Origin of the sequence: Streptomyces dryopteridis (genome assembly GCF_049606955.1) — a bacterium.
GTDB lineage: Bacteria > Actinomycetota > Actinomycetes > Streptomycetales > Streptomycetaceae > Streptomyces.
Window position 1 is genome coordinate 5,209,818 of record NZ_CP187113.1, and the last position, 19,239, is coordinate 5,229,056.

Genomic DNA, 19,239 nt, shown 5'->3' on the forward strand with positions numbered 1-19,239 from the left:
CTCGTCTTCGTAGGGAACCAGGGCAGAACCACCGACCATTCTGCCCTGATCCGCGACTCAGACCCCGCCCGTCCCCTCCTCGGGGGCCCGTGACGGACGCGGCACCACCGGCAGCGGGTACACCGGGGGAGTGCCCCCGAACTCCGGACACAGGGCCTGGTGATCACACCAGCGGCACAACGGCCCCCGACGCGGCGACCACTCGCCGGTCGCCGTCGCCTCCCGGATCGCCTCCCACAGCGCCAACAGCCGGCGCTCCACCCGCTCCAGGTCCGCCGGCACCGGATCGTGCGTGATGATCTCCCCGCTGCCCAGGTACACCAGCTGCAGGCGACGCGGCAGCACCCCCTTCAGCCGCCACACCACCAGCGCGTAGAAGGTCATCTGGAACAGGGCCTCGTGCGCGTACTGCGGACGCGGCGCCTTGCCCGTCTTGTAGTCGACGATCCGCACCTCACCGGTCGGCGCCACGTCCACCCGGTCGATGATCCCCCGCAGGCGCAGCCCCGACTCCAGCTCCGTCTCCACGAAGAACTCGCGCTCCACCGGCTCCAGGCGCGTCGGGTCCTCCAACGCGAACCACCGGTCCACCAGCGCCTCGGCCTCGCCGAACCAGCGCGCCAACGCCTCCGGATCCGGCTCCGGCCCCGCCGCGGGCTCCGCCCCGGCGCCCGCGGCCGCCTCGTCCGCCGCCGCCCGCAACAGGCCGGCCAGCTCCGGGCGCCCCGACACCAGCCGGTCCCACTGCCCCGGGATCAGGGCCTTGGCCGCCGGCGCCGTCCGCTCCACCGCCGGCACATCGAACAAACGTTCCAGCACGGCGTGCACCAAAGTGCCCCGCGTCGCCGCCGCACTCGGCTTCTCCGGCAACCGATCGATCACCCGAAACCGGTACAACAACGGACACCGCATGAAATCGCTCGCCCGAGACGGCGACAAGGAGGAAGGAGGAGCCGACACGACCGGCACGCCGCCACCGTCACCGGCACCGTCCGCAGCCGCCCGCACCGAACCGGAACCGGGAGTCGTCATGACACACAACCCTACCGACCCACCGCCGACCCGACACCGACCACGCCCGCATACCATCGACGCCGGCACCCCTCGCACTGCATGATCGGAGCATCACACCGCGCAACCGCCACCCCCACCCCACCACCCCCACCGCACCACGACCACAAAGGACCACCCGTGGCAGACCCCGACGACACCGGCGCGCGCCGCACCCGACGCCCCGAACCCGGAGGCGGCTACCTCATGGGCCGCCCCTTCGGCGTCCCCGTCTACGTCTCACCCAGCTGGTTCCTGGTCACCGCACTCATCACCTGGCTCTTCGGCGGACGCCTCGACACCGTCCTCCCCGAACTCGGAGCCGGCCGCTACCTCGTCGCCCTCTTCTTCGCCCTCGCCCTCTACGCCTCCGTCCTCGTCCACGAACTCGCCCACGCCCTCGTCGGCCTCCGCTTCGGACTCCCCGTCCACCGCATCCAACTCCAGTTCTTCGGCGGCGCCACCCACGTCGACGACGCCCGCACCCCCGGCCGCGAATTCCTCCTCGCCTTCGCCGGCCCCCTCCTCTCCCTCGTCCTCACCCTCGGCTTCTGGCTCGGCGCCCGCGCCGTCGAACCCGGCACCGTCCCCGGCGTCCTCCTCATCGGACTCGCCGTCGCCAACCTCATCGTCGCCGTCTTCAACCTCCTCCCCGGCCTCCCCCTCGACGGCGGCCGCATGCTCCGCGCCCTCGTCTGGGCCCTCACCGGCAAACCCATGACCGGCACCATCGCCGCCGCCTGGGTCGGCCGCGCCATCGCCGTCACCGTCCTCCTCGGCCTCCCCCTCCTCACCGAGACCGGCGACGAGCTCGGCGGCATGAACACCGTCATGAACGCCCTCCTCGCCGCCATCCTCGCCGCCATCATGTGGACCGGCGCCGGCAACAGCCTCCGCGTCGCCCGCCTCCGCGAACACCTCCCCGCCCTCCGCGCCCGCGCCCTCACCCGCCGCGCCATCCCCGTCCCCGCCGCCACCCCCCTCTCCGAGGCCCTCCGCCGCGCCGACGAGGCCGGCGCCCGCGCCCTCGTCGTCACCGACACCGCCGGCACCCCCACCGCCATCGTCCGCGAGACCGCCATCGCCGCCGTCCCCGCCCACCGCCGCCCCTGGGTCGCCGTCAGCGGCCTCGCCCAGGACCTCACCGACGGCATGCGCCTGCCCGCCGACCTCGCCGGCGAAGACCTCCTCGACACCCTCCGCGCCACCCCCGCCACCGAATACCTCGTCGTCGAGGACGACGGAGCCGTCTACGGAGTCCTCTCCACCCAGGACGTCGAGCGCGCCTTCGTGAAGGCCATGGCACGGCCCCGCCGCTGAACCCAATACACTGGTCACATGTCCGAACCGACCGGTGCCGCCCGCCGACGCGGGCCCTTCAAGGTCGGGGACCAAGTTCAGCTCACCGACCCCAAGGGACGCCACTACACGTTCACGCTCGAAGCCGGGAAGAATTTCCACACCCACAAGGGTTCCTTCCCCCACGACGAGCTGATCGGCGCTCCCGAGGGCAGTGTTGTCCGAACCACCGGGAACGTCGCGTACCTCGCGCTGCGTCCCCTGCTCCCCGACTACGTCCTGTCCATGCCCCGCGGCGCCGCCGTGGTCTACCCCAAGGACGCGGGCCAGATCCTGGCCTTCGCCGACATCTTCCCCGGCGCACGCGTCGTCGAGGCGGGGGTGGGATCCGGCTCCCTCAGCAGCTTCCTCCTGCGCGCCATCGGCGACCAGGGCATGCTCCACAGCTACGAGCGCCGGTCCGACTTCGCCGAGATCGCCAAGGACAACGTCGAACGCTACTTCGGCGGCCCCCACCCCGCGTGGCAGCTGACCGTCGGCGACCTCCAGGACAACCTGTCCGACACCGACGTCGACCGCGTGATCCTCGACATGCTCGCCCCCTGGGAATGCCTCGACGCCGTCTCCAAGGCGCTCGTCCCCGGCGGCATCCTCTGCTGCTACGTGGCCACCACCACCCAGCTCTCCAAGACCGTCGAGTCCATCCGCGAGATCGGCTGCTTCGCCGAACCGCAGCCCTGGGAATCGATGATCCGCAACTGGCACGTCGAGGGCCTCGCCGTCCGACCCGATCACCGCATGATCGGCCACACCGGCTTCCTCGTCACCGCCCGCCGCCTCGCCGACGGAGTCGAACCCCCCATGCGCCGACGCCGCCCCGCCAAGGGCGCCTACGGCGAGGACTACGAAGGCCCCAACAGCGGCGCGGCCACCCGAGGCTGACCCGCCCCACCGCAGCCCAACACGACGGCGCCGCGGCGCGATTCCCCCCGACCGGACGGGAACCGCGCCCCGGCGCCGTCTCGTTGTCCCGGCGAACGCACACGGGTACGAACCGGCCGCACCGGTATGACAGGATGCCCGCACCGCCTCGGCAGCACCAGGAGACCCGCGTGGCGCACGTCACCCCCCAGCCCGACCGGCCCGCACCCCACGCGCACACCCGCGCCCGCCCCCGGCACTGGATCGGCACCGCCGCGGCCCTCGCCGCGACCCTCGCCCTCGCCACCCTCCTCGGCCCCGCACCCGCCGACGGCGCCCCCGCCGCGGCCCCCGGACCGAACACCGCCGGCCCCGACACCACCAGGACCCGCACCACACCCCCCGGCACCGACGGGGTCACCTGGCCCCTCGACTGCCGGGGCCAGGGCCACCGCGTCCTCGACCGGGCCGACGGGGACCTCGACGGCGACGGCCGCCCCGAGACCACCGCCCTCGTCACCTGCGACGTCGGCGCCGGCACCCCGCCCCAGGCCCTCTACGTCCTGGCCCACGGACCCGCCGGCCCCCGGGTCGTCGCCACCCTCGTCGCCCCCGCCGAACGCCGCTCCGTCATCGACCTCGCCGTCCGCGCCGGCACCGTCCACGCCACCCTGCTCGGCTACTCCCGCCCCGACCTCCCGCGCTGTTGTCCCGACCGGATCACCCCGGCCGACTGGCGCTGGACCGGCCGCGAATTCCGCCGCGAGAACGACGAAGAAACACCGAACCAAAAGGTTTGAGAGAAACCCCCACCGGACAGAGGGATCACTCCGCGTCCGGGCCGTACACCTCCACCCCGTCCGAAACCCGACGCACGTGGATGCAATCACCCGGACATTCCCGCGCCGAATCCACCACGTCCGTCAACAACGGCAACGGCACCGGAGTCGTCGCCCCCGGCGCCTGCAACAGCTCGTCCTCCGCGCTTTTCACGTACGCCAGACCGTCGATGTCCAACTCGAACACCTCCGGCGCGTACTGCGCGCAGATCCCGTCCCCCGTGCACAGATCCTGATCGATCCACACCTCCAGGGCCTCCCCGGCCCCCGTACCCGCCTCCGCGAGAACCTCCTGTCGCACGGTCATCTCTCCTGCCGTCCCCTGTGCTTGCCGACTGCCCCCGACGGCCCCGCGCGACAAGTCACGCCGACCCCGACGGGTGTTGAACGTCTCGACCTTACAACCGGCTGCTTTCCGATGTTGTCCGGTGGGTATTTCCCTGGCGTGAGGGAGTACGCAAGGGTGAAGATCGGACACGCCCCTACCGTCTTTGTGATCTAGGGGTTTCAATCACCACCAGCCCAGGTAGGGTCAGGAAGCGTCCAGCTCCCTTTGGAGGAGGTGAGGACCGTGGCAGCCCACGACGACGACATCAACCGCGGCATCCGGCCCGGGCGAGGGTCCGAAGACCCCGCCGGTCAGGTTGCCTCACTAGAGCAGGAGATCGCCGTCCTGCGGCGCAAGCTCGCCGACTCTCCGCGCCACGCGCGGATTCTCGAAGAGCGGATCGTCGAACTCCAGACCAATCTGGCCGGCGTCTCCGCGCAGAACGAACGCCTGGCCAACACGCTCCGCGAGGCCCGCGACCAGATCGTGGCCCTCAAGGAGGAGGTCGACCGGCTCGCACAACCGCCGGCCGGGTTCGGTGTCTTCCTGCAGGCCAACGAGGACGGCACCGTCGACATCTTCACGGGGGGCCGCAAGCTCCGCGTGAACGTCAGCCCCAGCATCGAACCCGAGGACCTCCGACGCGGTCAGGAGGTCATGCTCAACGAAGCGCTCAACGTGGTCGAGGCCATGGAATTCGAGCGCGCCGGGGACATCGTCACCCTCAAGGAGATCCTCGAGGACGGCGAACGCGCCCTGGTGGTCGGGCACACCGACGAGGAACGGGTGGTGCGGCTCGCCGAGCCGCTGCTGGACATCACCATCCGCCCCGGCGACGCCCTGCTCCTCGAACCCCGCTCCGGGTACGTCTACGAGGTCGTCCCCAAGAGCGAGGTCGAGGAACTCGTCCTCGAAGAGGTCCCGGACATCGACTACGAGAAGATCGGCGGCCTGGGCGACCAGATCGAACTGATCCGCGACGCGGTCGAACTCCCGTACCTCTACCCGGACCTCTTCAAGGAACACGAGCTCCGCCCGCCCAAGGGCATCCTGCTCTACGGCCCCCCCGGCTGCGGAAAGACGCTCATCGCCAAGGCGGTGGCCAACTCCCTCGCCAAGAAGGTCGCCGAGGCCACCGGACGCCCCGCCGGCAAGTCCTACTTCCTCAACATCAAGGGCCCCGAACTCCTCAACAAGTACGTCGGCGAGACCGAGCGCCACATCCGCCTGGTCTTCCAACGAGCCCGCGAGAAGGCGAGCGAGGGCACCCCCGTCATCGTCTTCTTCGACGAGATGGAATCCCTCTTCCGCACCCGAGGCTCCGGCGTCAGCTCGGACGTGGAGAACACCATCGTCCCCCAGCTCCTCGCCGAGATCGACGGCGTCGAGGGCCTGGAGAACGTCATCGTCATCGGCGCCTCCAACCGCGAGGACATGATCGACCCGGCCATCCTGCGCCCCGGGCGCCTGGACGTGAAGATCAAGATCGAGCGGCCCGACGCCGAAGCGGCCAAGGACATCTTCGCCAAGTACCTCAAGGCGACCCTGCCCCTGCACGCGGACGACCTCTCCGAACACCAGGGCTCGCCCGACGTGGCGGTCCACAGCATGATCCAGACCGTCGTCGAGCAGATGTACGCCGAAACCGAGGAGAACCGCTTCCTCGAGGTCACGTACGCCAACGGCGACAAGGAAGTCCTCTACTTCAAGGACTTCAACTCCGGCGCGATGATCCAGAACATCGTCGACCGGGCCAAGAAGATGGCCATCAAGGCCTTCCTCGAACACAACCAGAAGGGCCTGCGCGTCTCCCACCTCCTCCAGGCATGCGTGGACGAGTTCAAGGAGAACGAGGACCTGCCCAACACCACCAACCCGGACGACTGGGCCCGAATCTCCGGCAAGAAGGGCGAGCGGATCGTCTTCATCCGCACCCTCGTCACCGGAAAGCAGGGAGCCGACACCGGCCGCTCCATCGACACGGTGGCGAACACCGGTCAGTACCTCTGACCACCAGGGCCGGCTGCGGACGCCCCCACCCCGGGCGTCCGCGGCCGACCCGTTCCCCGACCACGCGCACCGGCCGGGAAACACCCCCACGGCGGCACCACGGCACCACGGCACCACCACGGCCCGTCGATTCATTTCGGCCGGAGGAACGCGCCCCGGGCAATGCGGGAAATGATCTCCCCACCGACGCGTCGCCGCTCTAGGCTCTTCGTCACCGCCCGAGGCGGAGCGCGGGGACGGGCACCGCACACGCACCGGAACGAAGCGGTACTGGAGCGCCGCTCCCATGGCGGGGAGCGACGCCGGGCAAGGAGGGCCGCATGACCGTAAGGCGCGTCATGGGGATCGAGACGGAGTACGGGATCTCCGTCCCCGGTCACCCGAACGCCAATGCCATGCTCACCTCGTCCCAGATCGTCAACGCGTACGCCGCGGCGATGCACCGGGCGCGCCGCGCCCGCTGGGACTTCGAGGAGGAGAACCCGCTGCGGGACGCCCGCGGCTTCGACCTCGCCCGCGAGGCCGCCGACAGCAGCCAGCTCACCGACGAGGACATCGGCCTCGCCAACGTCATCCTCACCAACGGCGCCCGCCTCTACGTGGACCACGCCCACCCCGAGTACAGCTCCCCGGAGATCACCAACCCCCGGGACGCCGTGCTCTGGGACAAGGCCGGCGAACGGATCATGGCGGAGGCGGCCGAACGCGCGGCGCAGCTGCCGGGGGCCCAGCCGATCCTGCTCTACAAGAACAACACCGACAACAAGGGCGCCTCCTACGGCACGCACGAGAACTACCTGATGAAGCGGGAGACCCCCTTCTCGGAGATCGTGCGCCACCTCACCCCCTTCTTCGTCTCCCGGCAGGTGGTCACCGGCGCGGGCCGCGTGGGCATCGGCCAGGACGGTCGGGACCACGGCTTCCAGATCAGCCAGCGGGCCGACTACTTCGAGGTCGAGGTGGGTCTCGAGACCACCCTCAAGCGCCCCATCATCAACACCCGCGACGAACCGCACGCGGACGCCGAGAAGTACCGGCGGCTGCACGTGATCATCGGGGACGCGAACCTCTCCGAGATCTCCACGTACCTCAAGCTCGGCACCACCTCGCTGGTGCTCGCGATGATCGAGGACCGGTTCATCACCGCCGACCTGGTCGTGGACCAGCCGGTCCGCACCCTGCACCAGGTCAGCCACGACCCGGACCTGCGCCGGCTGATCACCCTGCGCAGCGGCCGCACCCTGACCGCCGTGCAGCTCCAGATGGAGTACTGCGAGCTGGCGCGCAAGTACGTGGAGGAGCGTTTCGGCTCCGACGCGGACGAGCAGACCCGGGACGTGCTGCTGCGCTGGGAGGACGTGCTCGGACGCCTGGAGAGCGACCCCATGAGCCTGGCGGGGGAGCTGGACTGGATCGCCAAGCGGGAGATCCTGGAGGGCTACCGGCGCCGCGACACCCTGGAGTGGGACGCGGCCCGCCTGCACCTCGTGGACCTTCAGTACGCCGACGTGCGCCAGGAGAAGGGCCTGTACAACCGGCTCGTGGCGCGCGGGCGGATGAAGCGGTTGCTGGACGAGGACGAGGTGACCAGGGCGGTCTCCAAGCCCCCGGAGGACACCCGCGCCTACTTCCGCGGCCGCTGCCTGGAGCAGTACGCGGACGACGTGGCGGCGGCCTCCTGGGACTCGGTGATCTTCGACCTGCCGGGGCGGGACTCGCTCCAGCGGGTGCCGACCCTGGAGCCGCTGCGCGGGACCAGGAACCACGTGAAGGAACTCCTGGACCGGTGCCGGACGGCCGAGGACCTGGTCAGGGTGCTTTCGGGCGGCTGAACAGGGATGATTTCCGGCCGGCCGGGAATCATCATTCCGACGGGACGTCGACAGATGTTCGGGCGGAAAGTCGGGCACCTCACGGGGGGTCCGACGTAGGGTCTGATCTTGGGATCCCGATTCCGGGATCACCACACGGCACGTGTGAACCGAGCGGGGTGAGGGAGACATGGCGACCAAGGACACCGGCGGCGGACAGCAGAAGGCCACGCGCTCGACCGAGGAGGTCGAGGAGACGACGGCCGAGGCGAGCTCGGACCTCAAGGAACGACAGGAGAAACTCTCCGACGACGTGGACTCCGTCCTCGACGAAATCGATGACGTGCTCGAGGAGAACGCGGAGGATTTTGTCAAGTCATTCGTGCAAAAAGGTGGAGAATAAGGCGAATGACCTTCGAATCCAAGGGAGCTCCGCCATCATGGCGGCGTGAATCTGGAAACGAAGCATTGCCGCCGCTGCGCACGGGACTTGGGCCTCGCCGACTTCGCGGTCGACCGGAATCGAGGGGACGGTCTCCAGCCCTACTGCCGTGAGTGTGTGGCCGCCTACTCGGCGGCCCACTACCGCAGGAAGCAGGAGGCCAAGGGCAAGACGGTGCGCGAGAAGGTGGACGTGCCGCCCGGCCACAAACTGTGCTGTCGGTGTGGGGAGGTGAAGCCCCACACCGACTGGCACAAGAACGCCTCGGCCTCGGACGGCTTGGCGACGATGTGCAAACCATGCCGGTCGTCCTATGGCCGTGCGGGGCATCTCAAGCGAACCTACGGCTTGACCGAGGCCGAGCGGGAGGCCATGGTCTTCGCCCAGGGCGGGGTCTGCGCGATATGTCAGGACGCCCCGCCCGAGCATGTGGATCACGATCATCGGACGGGTAAGGTCCGAGGCGTACTGTGCTTCAGCTGCAACGCCGCACTGGGGCAGTTCAAGGATCGGCCGGACGTCGTCAGGCGTGCTGCCGCTTATCTGGAAGGAAGCGCGTGGAAGCCAACACTCGTGGTATGGGGCGTCTGCCGGCAGCCTTCCTGACGCCGGGGTCCTCGTCCTTCATGGATTTCCTGGCCTCGCACTCCCCGGAGCTGCTGCCGTCCCGCCGAACCCTGCCGGAGGGGGTCGTCGAGGCCCCGCACGGCACCACCATCGTGGCCGCCACCTTCCCCGGGGGCGTGGTCCTCGCGGGTGACCGGCGCGCCACCATGGGCCACATGATCGCCCAGCGCGACATCGAGAAGGTCTTCCCGGCCGACGAGTACTCGGCCGTCGGCATCGCCGGCACCGCGGGTCTCGCGGTCGAGATGGTGAAGCTGTTCCAGCTGGAGCTGGAGCACTTCGAGAAGGTCGAGGGCGCCACGCTCTCGCTGGAGGGCAAGGCCAACCGGCTGTCCACCATGATCCGCGGCAACCTGGGCATGGCCATGCAGGGCCTGGCCGTGGTGCCGCTCTTCGCGGGCTGGGACGAGGGCCGCGAGAAGGGCCGGATCTTCTCCTACGACGTCACCGGCGGTCGTTCGGAGGAGCACGGCTTCGCGGCCACCGGCTCCGGTTCGGTCTTCGCCCGGGGCTCCATGAAGAAGCTCTACCGGCCGGACCTGACGGAGGAGCAGGCCACCACCCTCGTGGTGCAGGCGCTGTACGACGCGGCCGACGACGACTCGGCCACCGGTGGCCCGGACCTGGCCCGCGGCATCTTCCCGATCGTCTCCGTCATCACCGACGAGGGCTTCCGCAAGCTCACCGACGCCGAGTCCGGCGCAGTCGCCCGCGCGGTGACCGACCGTCGGAACGAGCAGCCCGACGGCCCGCGCGCCGCCCTGCTCTGACCCGCCAGACCTCTCACAGCCCTCCGAAGAAAGGGACGGAAAGCCGGTGTCGACTCCGTTCTACGTCTCCCCCCAGCAGGCCATGGCCGACCGGGCCGAGTACGCCCGCAAGGGCATCGCGCGCGGTCGCAGCCTGGTCGTGCTCCAGTACGCCGACGGCATCGTCTTCGTCGGCGAGAACCCCTCGCGCGCCCTGCACAAGTTCAGCGAGATCTACGACCGGATCGGCTTCGCGGCCGCCGGCAAGTACAACGAGTACGAGAACCTGCGGATCGGCGGGGTGCGCTACGCCGATCTGCGCGGCTACACCTACGACCGGGACGACGTGACGGCCCGGGGTCTGGCCAACGTGTACGCGCAGACCCTCGGCACGATCTTCTCCTCGGCCGGCGAGAAGCCGTACGAGGTGGAGCTCGTGGTGGCCGAGGTGGGCACGACGGCCGCCGGGGACCAGATCTACCGGCTTCCGCACGACGGGTCCATCGTGGACGAGCACGGCTCGGTCGCGGTGGGCGGCAACGCGGAGCAGATCAGCACCTTCCTCGACCAGCGGCACCGCGACGGGATGACCCTGGCGGAGGCCCTGAAGCTGGCGGTGCAGGCGCTGTCCGCGCAGGCCAACGGCGCCGACCGGGAGATCCCGGCGGACCGGCTGGAGGTCGCGGTGCTGGACCGGACGCGTTCGCAGCAGCGCAAGTTCAAGCGGATCCGGGGCCGGCAGCTCGCGCGGCTGCTGGAGGCCGAGGTGCCGGCGGCGGCGCAGGCCGACGCCGTGGAGAACGACGAGGCCCCGGAGGACGCGGAGGGCTAGACCCGCGGCCGGGCCCGCGGCCCGGTCCGCGTGCGGAGTGTTTCGACCGGTGCCCCGGTGTCCGTCCCCTCGGGGGCGGGTGCCGGGGCACCGGCGCGTTCGGGGTCAGGGGCGCGGCGCGGGGCCGGTGGAGCCGCGGACGGTGAGGGTGACGGGGACCTCGGGGCCGAGCACGGGGCGCGCGGCGCCGTCGAGGACGGCGAGGAGGGCGGTCATGCCGGCCTCGCCGACCTCCTCGGCGGGCAGGTGGACGGTGGTGAGCTCGGGGTCGAGGGCGCCGGCGAGGGCGAGGTCGTCGAAGCCGGTGACGGAGAGGTCCTCGGGGACGCGCAGTCCGTGTCGGCGGGCGGCCTTGCAGGCGCCGGCGGCGAGGAGGTCGTCGTCGCAGACGATCGCGGTGGGGCGGTCGGCGGCGGCGGTGTCGTGGAGGAAGCGGTCGAGGACGGCGTGGGCGGCGGCGACGTCGAGGGGGGAGCGCAGGGTGGTGAGGCGTGCGCCGTCGGCGGTGTGGAGGCGGTCGGCGAGGGCCCGGGCGCGGACGTCGAAGGTCCAGGAGTCGACGGCGGAGGCGAGGTGGAGGAAGTGGCGGTGGCCGTGGTCGAGGAGGTGGTCGGCGGCCTGGCGCATGCCGTCGGCGACGGCGAGGTTGACGTAGCCGGCGGCGGTGGGGCCGGTGGGGTCGCTGTCGAGCATGACGAGGGGGAGGTGGGGGGTGCGGAAGACGTGGAGGGCGTCGGCGGCCATGGAGGAGGCGATGACGCCGTCCAGGGCGGCGCCGGCGGAGGGGAAGGGGTCGCGGGCGGGGCCGGTGCCGTCGGGGGAGGGGTAGAGGACGAGGCCGAAGCCGTGTCGGGCGGCGACGCGGGCGGCGCCGGTGTAGACGCGGGCGAAGAACTCGTTGGTGAGGGCGGGGACGACGAGGAGGGCGGTGCGGGTGGAGCCGAGGCGGAGGTTGCGGGCGGCGAGGTTGGGGCGGTAGCCGAGTTCGTCGGCGGTGTGGCGGACGAGGTCGGCGGTGCGGGGGGAGACGCGGCCGCGCCATTTGTCGCCGAGGACGAGGGAGACGGTGGCCTGGGAGACGCCGGCGGCCTTGGCCACGTCCCGGCTGGTGGGTCGGGTCACGGTGGCTCCTGGGGGGGTGGGGTGGGGGGTTGCGGCTGGACCGGGTGCGTGGGGTCATGGTACGTATGACCCCGCGAAGTTATACGTATGACCCGGGTTCTGCCGGGCGGAGGGAGCCCCGGATGGCCGGCGGATACGCGGACCTGCTCAGGACCAGGCACGCGGCGAGACTGCTCGTGTCCACGTTGATCGGGCGGTTGCCGAACGGCACCGCGCCGATCGCGATCGTGTTGTTCGTGCGGGCCGAGGGCGGCGGGTACGGGCTGGCGGGCGCGCTGGCGGCGGCGTACGGGGTGGCGAACGCGGTCGGGCAGCCGTTGCTGGGCCGGATGGTGGACCTGTACGGGCAGCCGCGGGTGCAGTTGCCGGCGGCCGTGGTCTCGGCCCTGGGGGCGGCCTGGTTGGCGCTGGGGGGCATCGGGACGCTGCCTGCGGCGTACGCGGCGGTGGTGGTCGCGGGTCTGTTCACGCCGCCGTTGGAGGGGGGTCTGCGGGCCCTGTGGCCGAGCGTGCTGGGCGGGCGCGAGGAGCGGGTGCACGCGGCGTACGCGATGGACGCGGTGGCCCAGGAGGTCATGTTCACGGTGGGGCCGTTGTTGGTGACCCTGTGCGTGGCGCTGTGGGATCCGGCGGCGGCGCTGTTGGTGATCAACGGTCTGGGGTTGTTGGGGGCGCTGTCGGTGGTGTCGTCGAGGCCGTCGCGGGAGTGGCGCAGTGCTCCGCGTGAGGCGCACTGGTTGGGTGCTCTGCGGTCGCGGGGGCTGGTGGCGTTGTTGGCGGCGTTCTTCTTCGTGGGGACGGCGTTGGGGTCGATCACGGTGTCGGCGTCGGCGTACGCGGACGGGCACGGGGACGCGAACGTGGTGTACGGGTGGATCATGGCGGCCCTGGGGCTGGGCGCGCTGGTGGGTGGTGTGGCGTACGGGGCGCGGAGCTGGGCGGGTGCTCCGGAGCGGCGGTTGCAGGTGTTGATCGCGTTGTTGGCGGTGTGCTACCTGCCGCTCACGTGGGCTCCGGGTCCGGTGGGGATGACGTTGTTGGCGGCGTTGGCGGGGGTGTTCCTGGCGCCGGCGATCGCGTGCGCGTTCATCGTGGTGGACCGGCACGCTCCGGTGGGGACGGTGACGGAGGCGTTCTCGTGGTTGGTGACGTTCTTCGGTGTGGGGTCGGCGATGGGTACGGCGGTGGCGGGTCCGGTGTTGGAGGCGGCCGGGGTGTCGTGGGGGTTCGCGGTGGCGGGGGTCGGTGGTGCGGTGGCGTTGGCGGTGCTGACGGTGACTCGGAAGGTGTTGGAGGTTCCGGTCGGGTCGGGGGTTTCGGTGCCGGTGGGGGCGGGTGGTCCGGGTCCTGTCGGGTGAGTCGGGGCGGGATTGTCGGGGACGCGTTCACAATGTGGGTTGCCAACCCGGTTTCAGATCAGTGCCGAAGGCGTAATGTTCAGACATGGACCGCCGCATTTTCGGGCTGGAGAACGAGTACGGCGTCACGTGCACGTTCAGGGGGCAGCGCCGACTGTCGCCTGACGAAGTGGCGCGCTACCTCTTCCGCCGTGTCGTGTCATGGGGCCGCAGCAGCAATGTCTTCCTGCGGAACGGTGCCCGCCTGTACCTCGACGTGGGTTCGCATCCGGAATACGCAACTCCCGAATGCGACAACGTGACCGAGTTGGTCACGCACGACAAGGCCGGCGAGCGTATTCTCGAAGGTTTGTTGGTCGACGCGGAGCGTCGGCTGCACGAGGAGGGAATCGCGGGGGACGTCTACCTGTTCAAGAACAACACGGACTCGGCGGGCAATTCGTACGGGTGTCACGAGAACTATCTGGTGGCGCGGCACGGGGAATTCTCGCGGTTGGCCGACATCCTGATCCCGTTCCTGGTGACCCGGCAGTTGATCTGTGGGGCGGGGAAGGTGCTCCAGACGCCGCGGGGCGCGGTGTTCTGCGTGTCGCAGCGCGCGGAGCACATCTGGGAGGGCGTGAGTTCGGCGACGACCCGGTCGCGGCCGATCATCAACACGCGGGACGAGCCGCACGCGGACGCGGAGCGCTACCGTCGGCTGCACGTGATCGTGGGCGACTCGAACATGTCCGAGACGACCATGCTACTGAAGGTCGGGGCGACCGATCTGGTGCTGCGCATGATCGAGGCGGGCACGGTGATGCGGGATCTGACGCTGGAGAACCCGATCCGGGCGATCCGTGAGGTCAGTCACGACACGACGGGGCGCCGGAAGGTGCGTCTGGCCAGTGGTCGGGAGGCTTCGGCGCTGGACATCCAGCGGGAGTACTACGAGAAGGCGGTGGACTTCGCCGAGCGGCGGGGGATCCGGACCGGCACGGTGGAGCAGGTGCTGGAGCTGTGGGGTCGGACCCTGGACGCGATCGAGGCGGAGGACCTGGGTCGGATCGACACGGAGATCGACTGGGTGATCAAGCACCGGTTGATCGAGCGGTACCGCGAGAAGCACAACATGACCATGTCGAACCCGCGGGTCGCGCAGATAGACCTGGCGTACCACGACATCCACCGCCGGCGGGGGTTGTACTACCTGTTGGAGCGGAAGGGTCAGACGGCGCGGATCTGCAACGACCTGAAGATCTTCGAGGGCAAGTCGGTGCCACCGCAGACGACGCGGGCCCGTCTTCGGGGTGATTTCATCCGGCGGGCGCAGGAGCAGCGTCGGGACTTCACGGTGGACTGGGTGCACCTGAAGTTGAACGACCAGGCGCAGCGGACGGTGCTGTGCAAGGACCCGTTCCGGTCGGTGGACGACCGGGTGGAGAAGTTGATCGCCGGCATGTGACCGGTCGCCGGCGTGTGACCGGGGTCGTGTGCGGGTGGTGACGGGCGCGGTGCCCGGGTGGGGTTGACGCCCCGTCCGGGTGCCGCGCCCGTTTCGTGTGACGGTGGGGGTGGAGGGGTGGTGGAGACGGGGCCGGGCCGGGTTGGTTTCTCGTGTGGCGCGGTGTGTACGCCGTAGAGTGGCGAGGTCCGATGTGCCGTCTGAGATCTGAGGAACACGTGCGCCGAATTGCCGGCCTGCTTGTCGTCCCGCTGCTGCTGTTGTCCACGGCGGCCTGCGGTGGCGGCGACAAGGGCTCCGACTCCGCCCAGTCCAAGAACGGGCTGCCCGCCGTGACGGCGGGTGCCAAGTTCGGTGAGAAGCCGACCCTGGCCGCAGGGAAGGGGGACCCGCCGAAGGAGCTGAAGGTCGAGGTCCTCAGCGAGGGCAAGGGTCCCGCGCTGAAGAAGGGCGACGTGGCCCAGGTCAACTACCTGGGGCAGGTCTGGGACGGCAAGGAGCCGTTCGACCAGAGTTACGACCGGGGTACGCCCTTCGACGTGAACCTGGGCGCGGGCGCGGTCATCAAGGGCTGGGACCAGGGCCTGGAGGGTCAGAAGGTCGGCAGTCGTGTGGAGCTGGTGATTCCGCCGGAGCTGGGTTACGGGGCGCAGGGTTCGCCGCCGAAGATCCCGGCGAACGCGACGCTGGTGTTCGTGGTGGACATCGTGAAGGCGACGACCGTGCCGGCTTCGGCGAAGGGCAAGGAGGTCGCGCAGGAGAACAAGGACCTGCCGAAGGTGGGGACGAACACCGACGGCAAGGAGGTGTCCGTCACCGTTCCGAAGGGTGTCGAGGCGCCGACGAAGCTGGTGTCGAACTACGTGTTGGAGGGTGACGGCGCGGTCGTCAAGGACTCGGACAACGTGGTGGTGAAGTTCCACGGGAAGACGTGGAAGGACGACAAGACCTTCGAGAGCACGTACACCACGAACCAGACGGTGACGTGGCCGATGTCGCAGCTGACGGTCAAGGGGCTGAAGGCGGGGCTGACGGGCAAGAAGGTCGGCAGTCGGATCCTGTTGGTGATCCCGCCGGACCAGGGGTTCGGTGACAAGGAGCAGGGCACGATCCCGGCGAAGTCGACGTTGACCTTCAGCCTGGACATCCTCGCGGTGATGTAAGACTGTCCGGGTTGACGAAAATGACCGGTTGTCCGGTTCGTGGTTTGAGGAGCGGTACGTGAGCAGGAACATCGAGAAGCCCGAGATCGACTTTCCCGAGGGCGAGGCGCCGAAGGATCTCGAGATCGTCGACATCTGGGAGGGTGACGGCGCGGAGGCGAAGGCCGGCGCCACGGTCTCGGTCCACTACGTGGGCGTGGCCTTCTCCACGGGTGAGGAGTTCGACGCCTCGTGGAACCGCGGTTCCGCGCTGCAGTTCAAGCTGGGTGCCGGTCAGGTCATCTCCGGCTGGGACCAGGGCATCCAGGGCATGAAGGTCGGTGGCCGGCGCAAGCTGACCATTCCGGCGCACCTGGCCTACGGTGACCGCGGCGCGGGTCGCGCGATCGCGCCGGGCGAGACGCTGATCTTCGTCTGTGACCTGATGGCCGTCTGAGTCGTCCGGTGATCGTGGGGCCCCCGTCGTTCGGCGGGGGCCCCACGGCGTGTCCGGGGGTGGGTGCGGGCCGGGTCGCACACCGGGACGGACCGGCTTTTGTGCTCGCGGTTCGGGGCGGTACGGTCAACGGTCAACGAGTGTGTTGAGGTGTGCGCGTGCCCGAGGGGGGTGCGCGAGGGATGCGGGGAAGGGCGTCGATGGCGATTGCCAAGGCCGAGCGGCTGATGAACCTGGCCTTGTGCCTGTTGGACACGCGGCGTCCGTTGAGCAAGCGCGAGTTGCGCGGGTCCATCGAGGCGTACCTGGCGGCGGGCAACGACGAGGCCTTCAATCGGATGTTCGAGCGCGACAAGGACGATCTGCGCGAGTTGGGTCTCGTGATCGAGACCGTGGAGAACCTGGACGGGGAGATCGGTTACCTGGCGCGACGGGACAGCAACACGCTGCCGCCGATCGCGCTGGACACCGAGGAGGCGGCGGCGCTGACGCTGGCGGCGAAGGTGTGGCAGCAGGCGCGGTTGGCGGGGGCGGCCAGCGGGGCGTTGCAGAAGCTGCGGGCCGGTGGGATGCCGGAGTCGCAGGCGCCGGTGGAGGGCGCGGATCCGGTGCGGCACAGTGTGATCGAGCCCCGGATTCCGGTGCACGAGGCGGCGTTCGAGCCGTTGATGTTGGCGTGTCGGGACCGGCGGCCGGTGGTGTTCGACTACCGGCGGTCGAACGCGGCGCGGCCGGAGACCCGGCAGGTGGAGCCGTGGGCCTTGGAGTGCTGGCGGGGTCACTGGTACCTGGCGGGGCACGACCGGGACCGGGGTGCGGAGCGGGTGTTCCGGTTGTCGCGGATCACGGGTCGGGTGCGGGCCCGGCAGGGCGCGTACACGGCGGAGGTGCCGGACGTGGTGACGGTGCGCGAGACGGTGGCGGGCTGGGCCGGTGAGGGCGGTGAGCGGACGGCGCGGATCCGGTTGCGGGCCGGGGCGGGGTATCCGTTGCGGGCGAAGGCGGTGTCGGAGAAACCGGCCGGTGAGGGCTGGGACGAGCTGGAGATCCGGTACGGGCACGGTCTGGACGCGTGGCTGGTGGAGTTCGGTCCGGACGTGGTCGTGGTGGAGCCCGCGGACCTGCGGGCCGATGTGATCGACCGGCTGCGCGCCGTGGCCCGGGACTGACGAGACCGCCGAGAAAGGCAGGAGGGGAGACCATGGCCGTGAACGCCATCGATCAGACCCGTCGGATGCTGTCCCTGGTGACGTATCTGCGGGAGCGGCCCGGGGCGCACGTGGAGGACGTGGCGCGGGCCTTCGGGATCACCGTGGACGAGTTGATCTCGGACCTGGACGTGTTGCCGATGTGTGGCACCAGTTTTCGGGGCGGGGATTTGTTGGACATCGACACCGACGGGGAGCGCATCTGGTGGCGCAATCCGGAGGCGTCGGGGGAGTCGACGGCGGAGCCGTTGAGGCTGGCGGCGGACGAGGCGACGGCGTTGTTGGTGGCGGCGCGGGCGGTGGCGACGCTGCCGGGGCTGCGCGAGAGCGACCGGGACGCGCTGCTGCGGGCCACCGCGAAGCTGGAGGCGGCGGCCGGTGAGGTGGCCGGGGCCAGTGCGCGGTTGTCGGTGACCTTCGAGTCCGAGGGCGGGGTGTTCGCGGACGTGGACCGGGCGATCGCGGAGCGGCGTCGGATCTGGTTGCGGTACTACTCGCCGGCGCGGGACGAGCTGACCGAGCGGGTCGTGGATCCGATCCGGTTGTTCGCGGTGGGGCACACCTACCTGGAGGGCTGGTGTCGGCTCTCGGAGGACCGGCGCACGTTCCGTTTGGACCGGGTCGCGGAGATCAGGTTGCTGGACGAGCGGTCGGAGCCGCCGGCGCTGGAGCCTCGGGACCTGTCGGTGGGGCTGGTGCAGCCGGCCGCGGAGGACCCGGAGGTGGTGGTCGAGGTGGGGCCCGGTGGCCGGTGGGTGGCCGAGTACTACCCGTACGACAGTGTGGAGGAGCTGCCGGAGGGTGGGCTGCGGGTCGTGCTGCGCACCCCGGATCCGGCGGGGCTGCGCAGGCTGGCGCTGCGGCTGGGGCGGGAGGGGCGGATCGTGGCCCCGGCGGCCCTGGCGGCCAGTGCGCGGGACGCGGCCCGTGAGGCCCTCGCCGGGTACGGCGAGGACGCGTAGGGGCGGGGGCGCGGGGATGTCGGGAACCTCGGGTCCTTTCGGGGCGGCGCCGCCGCGGGCCGGGGTCGGGCCCGTCGTGCTGCCGCTGGCGGAGATGCCGTCGGCGGGGTCCGTGGCGGGCGCGGTGGTCGGGCCGGTCGTGTTCAAGGCGGCGTGTCCCTCGTGCGCGGCTCGATTCGAGCTGGAGGCGGGATCGCTGCGGCTGGCGATCGGGGCCGGTCGCAGCTCCACTTTCTACTCGTTCACGTGCCCGGAGTGCGGGAGCGCGGTGCGCAAACCGGCCGGGGAGCGGATCGTGGAACTGTTGACCGGGGGCGGGGTCAGCACGCTGCGCAGCGTGTGAGGAAGGGGCGGGGCGCGGACCCCGTAGGCTCGGGGCATGTTCTGGCCGATGCTCGCAGTCGCCCTGGGTTTCACCGGGTTCGCCGTCCTCGCCTTCTTCGCGGTGCGGCTCTTCGTGGAGGTCCGGCGGTTGTCCCGGACGGTCGCCGAGGCGGGGTCGCGGCTGACGGCCGCGGCCTCCGATCTTGAGCGGGCGGGTCGTGATCTGGCCCGAACGGCGGGTGTTCACGAGTCAAATGGAGGGTGAAGGGGCATGAAGTCCCGGCACCTCACGCACCCCGGGGGATTGCCGC

Annotated in this window: 20 protein-coding genes; 17 read left to right on the forward strand and 3 right to left on the reverse strand. The window is 70.4% G+C overall.

Features of this window, described 5'->3' with window-relative positions; translation table 11 throughout:
- Positions 1–57: 57 nt before the first annotated feature.
- Positions 58–1,032 carry a RecB family exonuclease gene (locus ACN20G_RS22320; RefSeq protein WP_424214581.1) on the reverse strand — a complete coding sequence of 325 codons (975 nt, stop codon included), beginning with the start codon at positions 1,030–1,032 and terminating at the stop codon, positions 58–60.
- A 159-nt stretch (positions 1,033–1,191) separates the two neighbouring features.
- Here ACN20G_RS22320 and ACN20G_RS22325 point away from each other — a divergent pair, with 159 nt between their 5' ends.
- The 3 genes from ACN20G_RS22325 (at position 1,192) to ACN20G_RS22335 (ending at position 4,070) form a co-directional block, all read left to right on the forward strand.
- Positions 1,192–2,370: a site-2 protease family protein gene (locus ACN20G_RS22325; protein WP_424214582.1), complete on the forward strand. Its 1,179-nt coding sequence runs from the start codon at positions 1,192–1,194 to the stop codon at positions 2,368–2,370.
- Between the two features lie 18 nt (positions 2,371–2,388).
- Positions 2,389–3,291 (forward strand): tRNA (adenine-N1)-methyltransferase, encoded by a 903-nt coding sequence (locus tag ACN20G_RS22330; RefSeq protein ID WP_424214583.1) that lies wholly within the window; start codon positions 2,389–2,391, stop codon positions 3,289–3,291.
- A gap of 170 nt (positions 3,292–3,461) precedes the next feature.
- Positions 3,462–4,070: a hypothetical protein gene (locus ACN20G_RS22335; RefSeq protein WP_424214584.1), complete on the forward strand. Its 609-nt coding sequence runs from the start codon at positions 3,462–3,464 to the stop codon at positions 4,068–4,070.
- Between the two features lie 25 nt (positions 4,071–4,095).
- Here ACN20G_RS22335 and ACN20G_RS22340 read toward each other — a convergent pair whose 3' ends face one another.
- Positions 4,096–4,416, reverse strand: a complete 321-nt coding sequence (locus tag ACN20G_RS22340) for a ferredoxin (RefSeq protein WP_424214585.1) — start codon at positions 4,414–4,416, stop codon at positions 4,096–4,098.
- 264 nt (positions 4,417–4,680) lie between these two features.
- On the opposite strand from ACN20G_RS22340, the gene arc reads away from it, so the two are divergent.
- The 6 genes from arc to prcA all read left to right on the forward strand — a co-directional run bounded on the left by arc (position 4,681) and on the right by prcA (position 10,908).
- Positions 4,681–6,447 carry a proteasome ATPase gene (gene arc / locus ACN20G_RS22345; RefSeq protein WP_424214586.1) on the forward strand — a complete coding sequence of 589 codons (1,767 nt, stop codon included), beginning with the start codon at positions 4,681–4,683 and terminating at the stop codon, positions 6,445–6,447.
- A 320-nt stretch (positions 6,448–6,767) separates the two neighbouring features.
- Positions 6,768–8,279 (forward strand): depupylase/deamidase Dop, encoded by a 1,512-nt coding sequence (gene dop / locus ACN20G_RS22350; protein ID WP_424214587.1) that lies wholly within the window; start codon positions 6,768–6,770, stop codon positions 8,277–8,279.
- A 169-nt stretch (positions 8,280–8,448) separates the two neighbouring features.
- A complete protein-coding gene (locus tag ACN20G_RS22355; protein WP_424214588.1) occupies positions 8,449–8,661 on the forward strand; it encodes a ubiquitin-like protein Pup in 213 nt (70 codons plus the stop codon).
- 45 nt (positions 8,662–8,706) lie between these two features.
- Positions 8,707–9,306, forward strand: coding sequence for an endonuclease VII domain-containing protein (locus tag ACN20G_RS22360; RefSeq protein ID WP_424214589.1), 600 nt, complete (start codon positions 8,707–8,709; stop codon positions 9,304–9,306).
- Entirely contained in the window at positions 9,258–10,097 is an 840-nt protein-coding gene (prcB, locus tag ACN20G_RS22365; protein ID WP_424214590.1) for a proteasome subunit beta, read from the forward strand. Before ACN20G_RS22360 ends, prcB begins: the two co-directional genes overlap by 49 nt.
- A 46-nt stretch (positions 10,098–10,143) precedes the next feature.
- Positions 10,144–10,908 (forward strand): proteasome subunit alpha, encoded by a 765-nt coding sequence (prcA, locus tag ACN20G_RS22370; RefSeq protein ID WP_424214591.1) that lies wholly within the window; start codon positions 10,144–10,146, stop codon positions 10,906–10,908.
- A gap of 105 nt (positions 10,909–11,013) precedes the next feature.
- Here the strand turns inward: prcA and ACN20G_RS22375 are convergent, their stop codons facing one another.
- Positions 11,014–12,030: a LacI family DNA-binding transcriptional regulator gene (locus ACN20G_RS22375; protein WP_424214592.1), complete on the reverse strand. Its 1,017-nt coding sequence runs from the start codon at positions 12,028–12,030 to the stop codon at positions 11,014–11,016.
- Positions 12,031–12,152: 122 nt separating this feature from the next.
- Between ACN20G_RS22375 and ACN20G_RS22380 the strand changes: the two genes are divergently transcribed.
- The 8 genes from ACN20G_RS22380 (at position 12,153) to ACN20G_RS22415 (ending at position 19,193) form a co-directional block, all read left to right on the forward strand.
- Entirely contained in the window at positions 12,153–13,388 is a 1,236-nt protein-coding gene (locus ACN20G_RS22380; RefSeq protein WP_424214593.1) for an MFS transporter, read from the forward strand.
- Between the two features lie 85 nt (positions 13,389–13,473).
- The gene (pafA, locus tag ACN20G_RS22385) at positions 13,474–14,835 is read left to right on the forward strand and encodes a Pup--protein ligase (protein WP_424214594.1); all 1,362 of its coding nucleotides are present in this window, start codon (positions 13,474–13,476) and stop codon (positions 14,833–14,835) included.
- Positions 14,836–15,053: 218 nt separating this feature from the next.
- Positions 15,054–15,998, forward strand: coding sequence for an FKBP-type peptidyl-prolyl cis-trans isomerase (locus tag ACN20G_RS22390; protein WP_424214595.1), 945 nt, complete (start codon positions 15,054–15,056; stop codon positions 15,996–15,998).
- A 58-nt stretch (positions 15,999–16,056) separates the two neighbouring features.
- On the forward strand, positions 16,057–16,434 hold the full coding sequence (locus ACN20G_RS22395) for an FKBP-type peptidyl-prolyl cis-trans isomerase (RefSeq protein WP_424214596.1): 378 nt from the start codon (positions 16,057–16,059) through the stop codon (positions 16,432–16,434).
- Between the two features lie 200 nt (positions 16,435–16,634).
- Entirely contained in the window at positions 16,635–17,603 is a 969-nt protein-coding gene (locus ACN20G_RS22400) for a helix-turn-helix transcriptional regulator (protein ID WP_424214597.1), read from the forward strand.
- 32 nt (positions 17,604–17,635) lie between these two features.
- Positions 17,636–18,604, forward strand: a complete 969-nt coding sequence (locus ACN20G_RS22405) for a helix-turn-helix transcriptional regulator (protein WP_424214598.1) — start codon at positions 17,636–17,638, stop codon at positions 18,602–18,604.
- Positions 18,605–18,698: 94 nt separating this feature from the next.
- Positions 18,699–18,947, forward strand: a complete 249-nt coding sequence (locus ACN20G_RS22410; RefSeq protein ID WP_424215638.1) for a hypothetical protein — start codon at positions 18,699–18,701, stop codon at positions 18,945–18,947.
- 36 nt (positions 18,948–18,983) lie between these two features.
- The gene (locus ACN20G_RS22415) at positions 18,984–19,193 is read left to right on the forward strand and encodes a hypothetical protein (RefSeq protein WP_424214599.1); all 210 of its coding nucleotides are present in this window, start codon (positions 18,984–18,986) and stop codon (positions 19,191–19,193) included.
- Positions 19,194–19,239 lie beyond the last annotated feature (46 nt).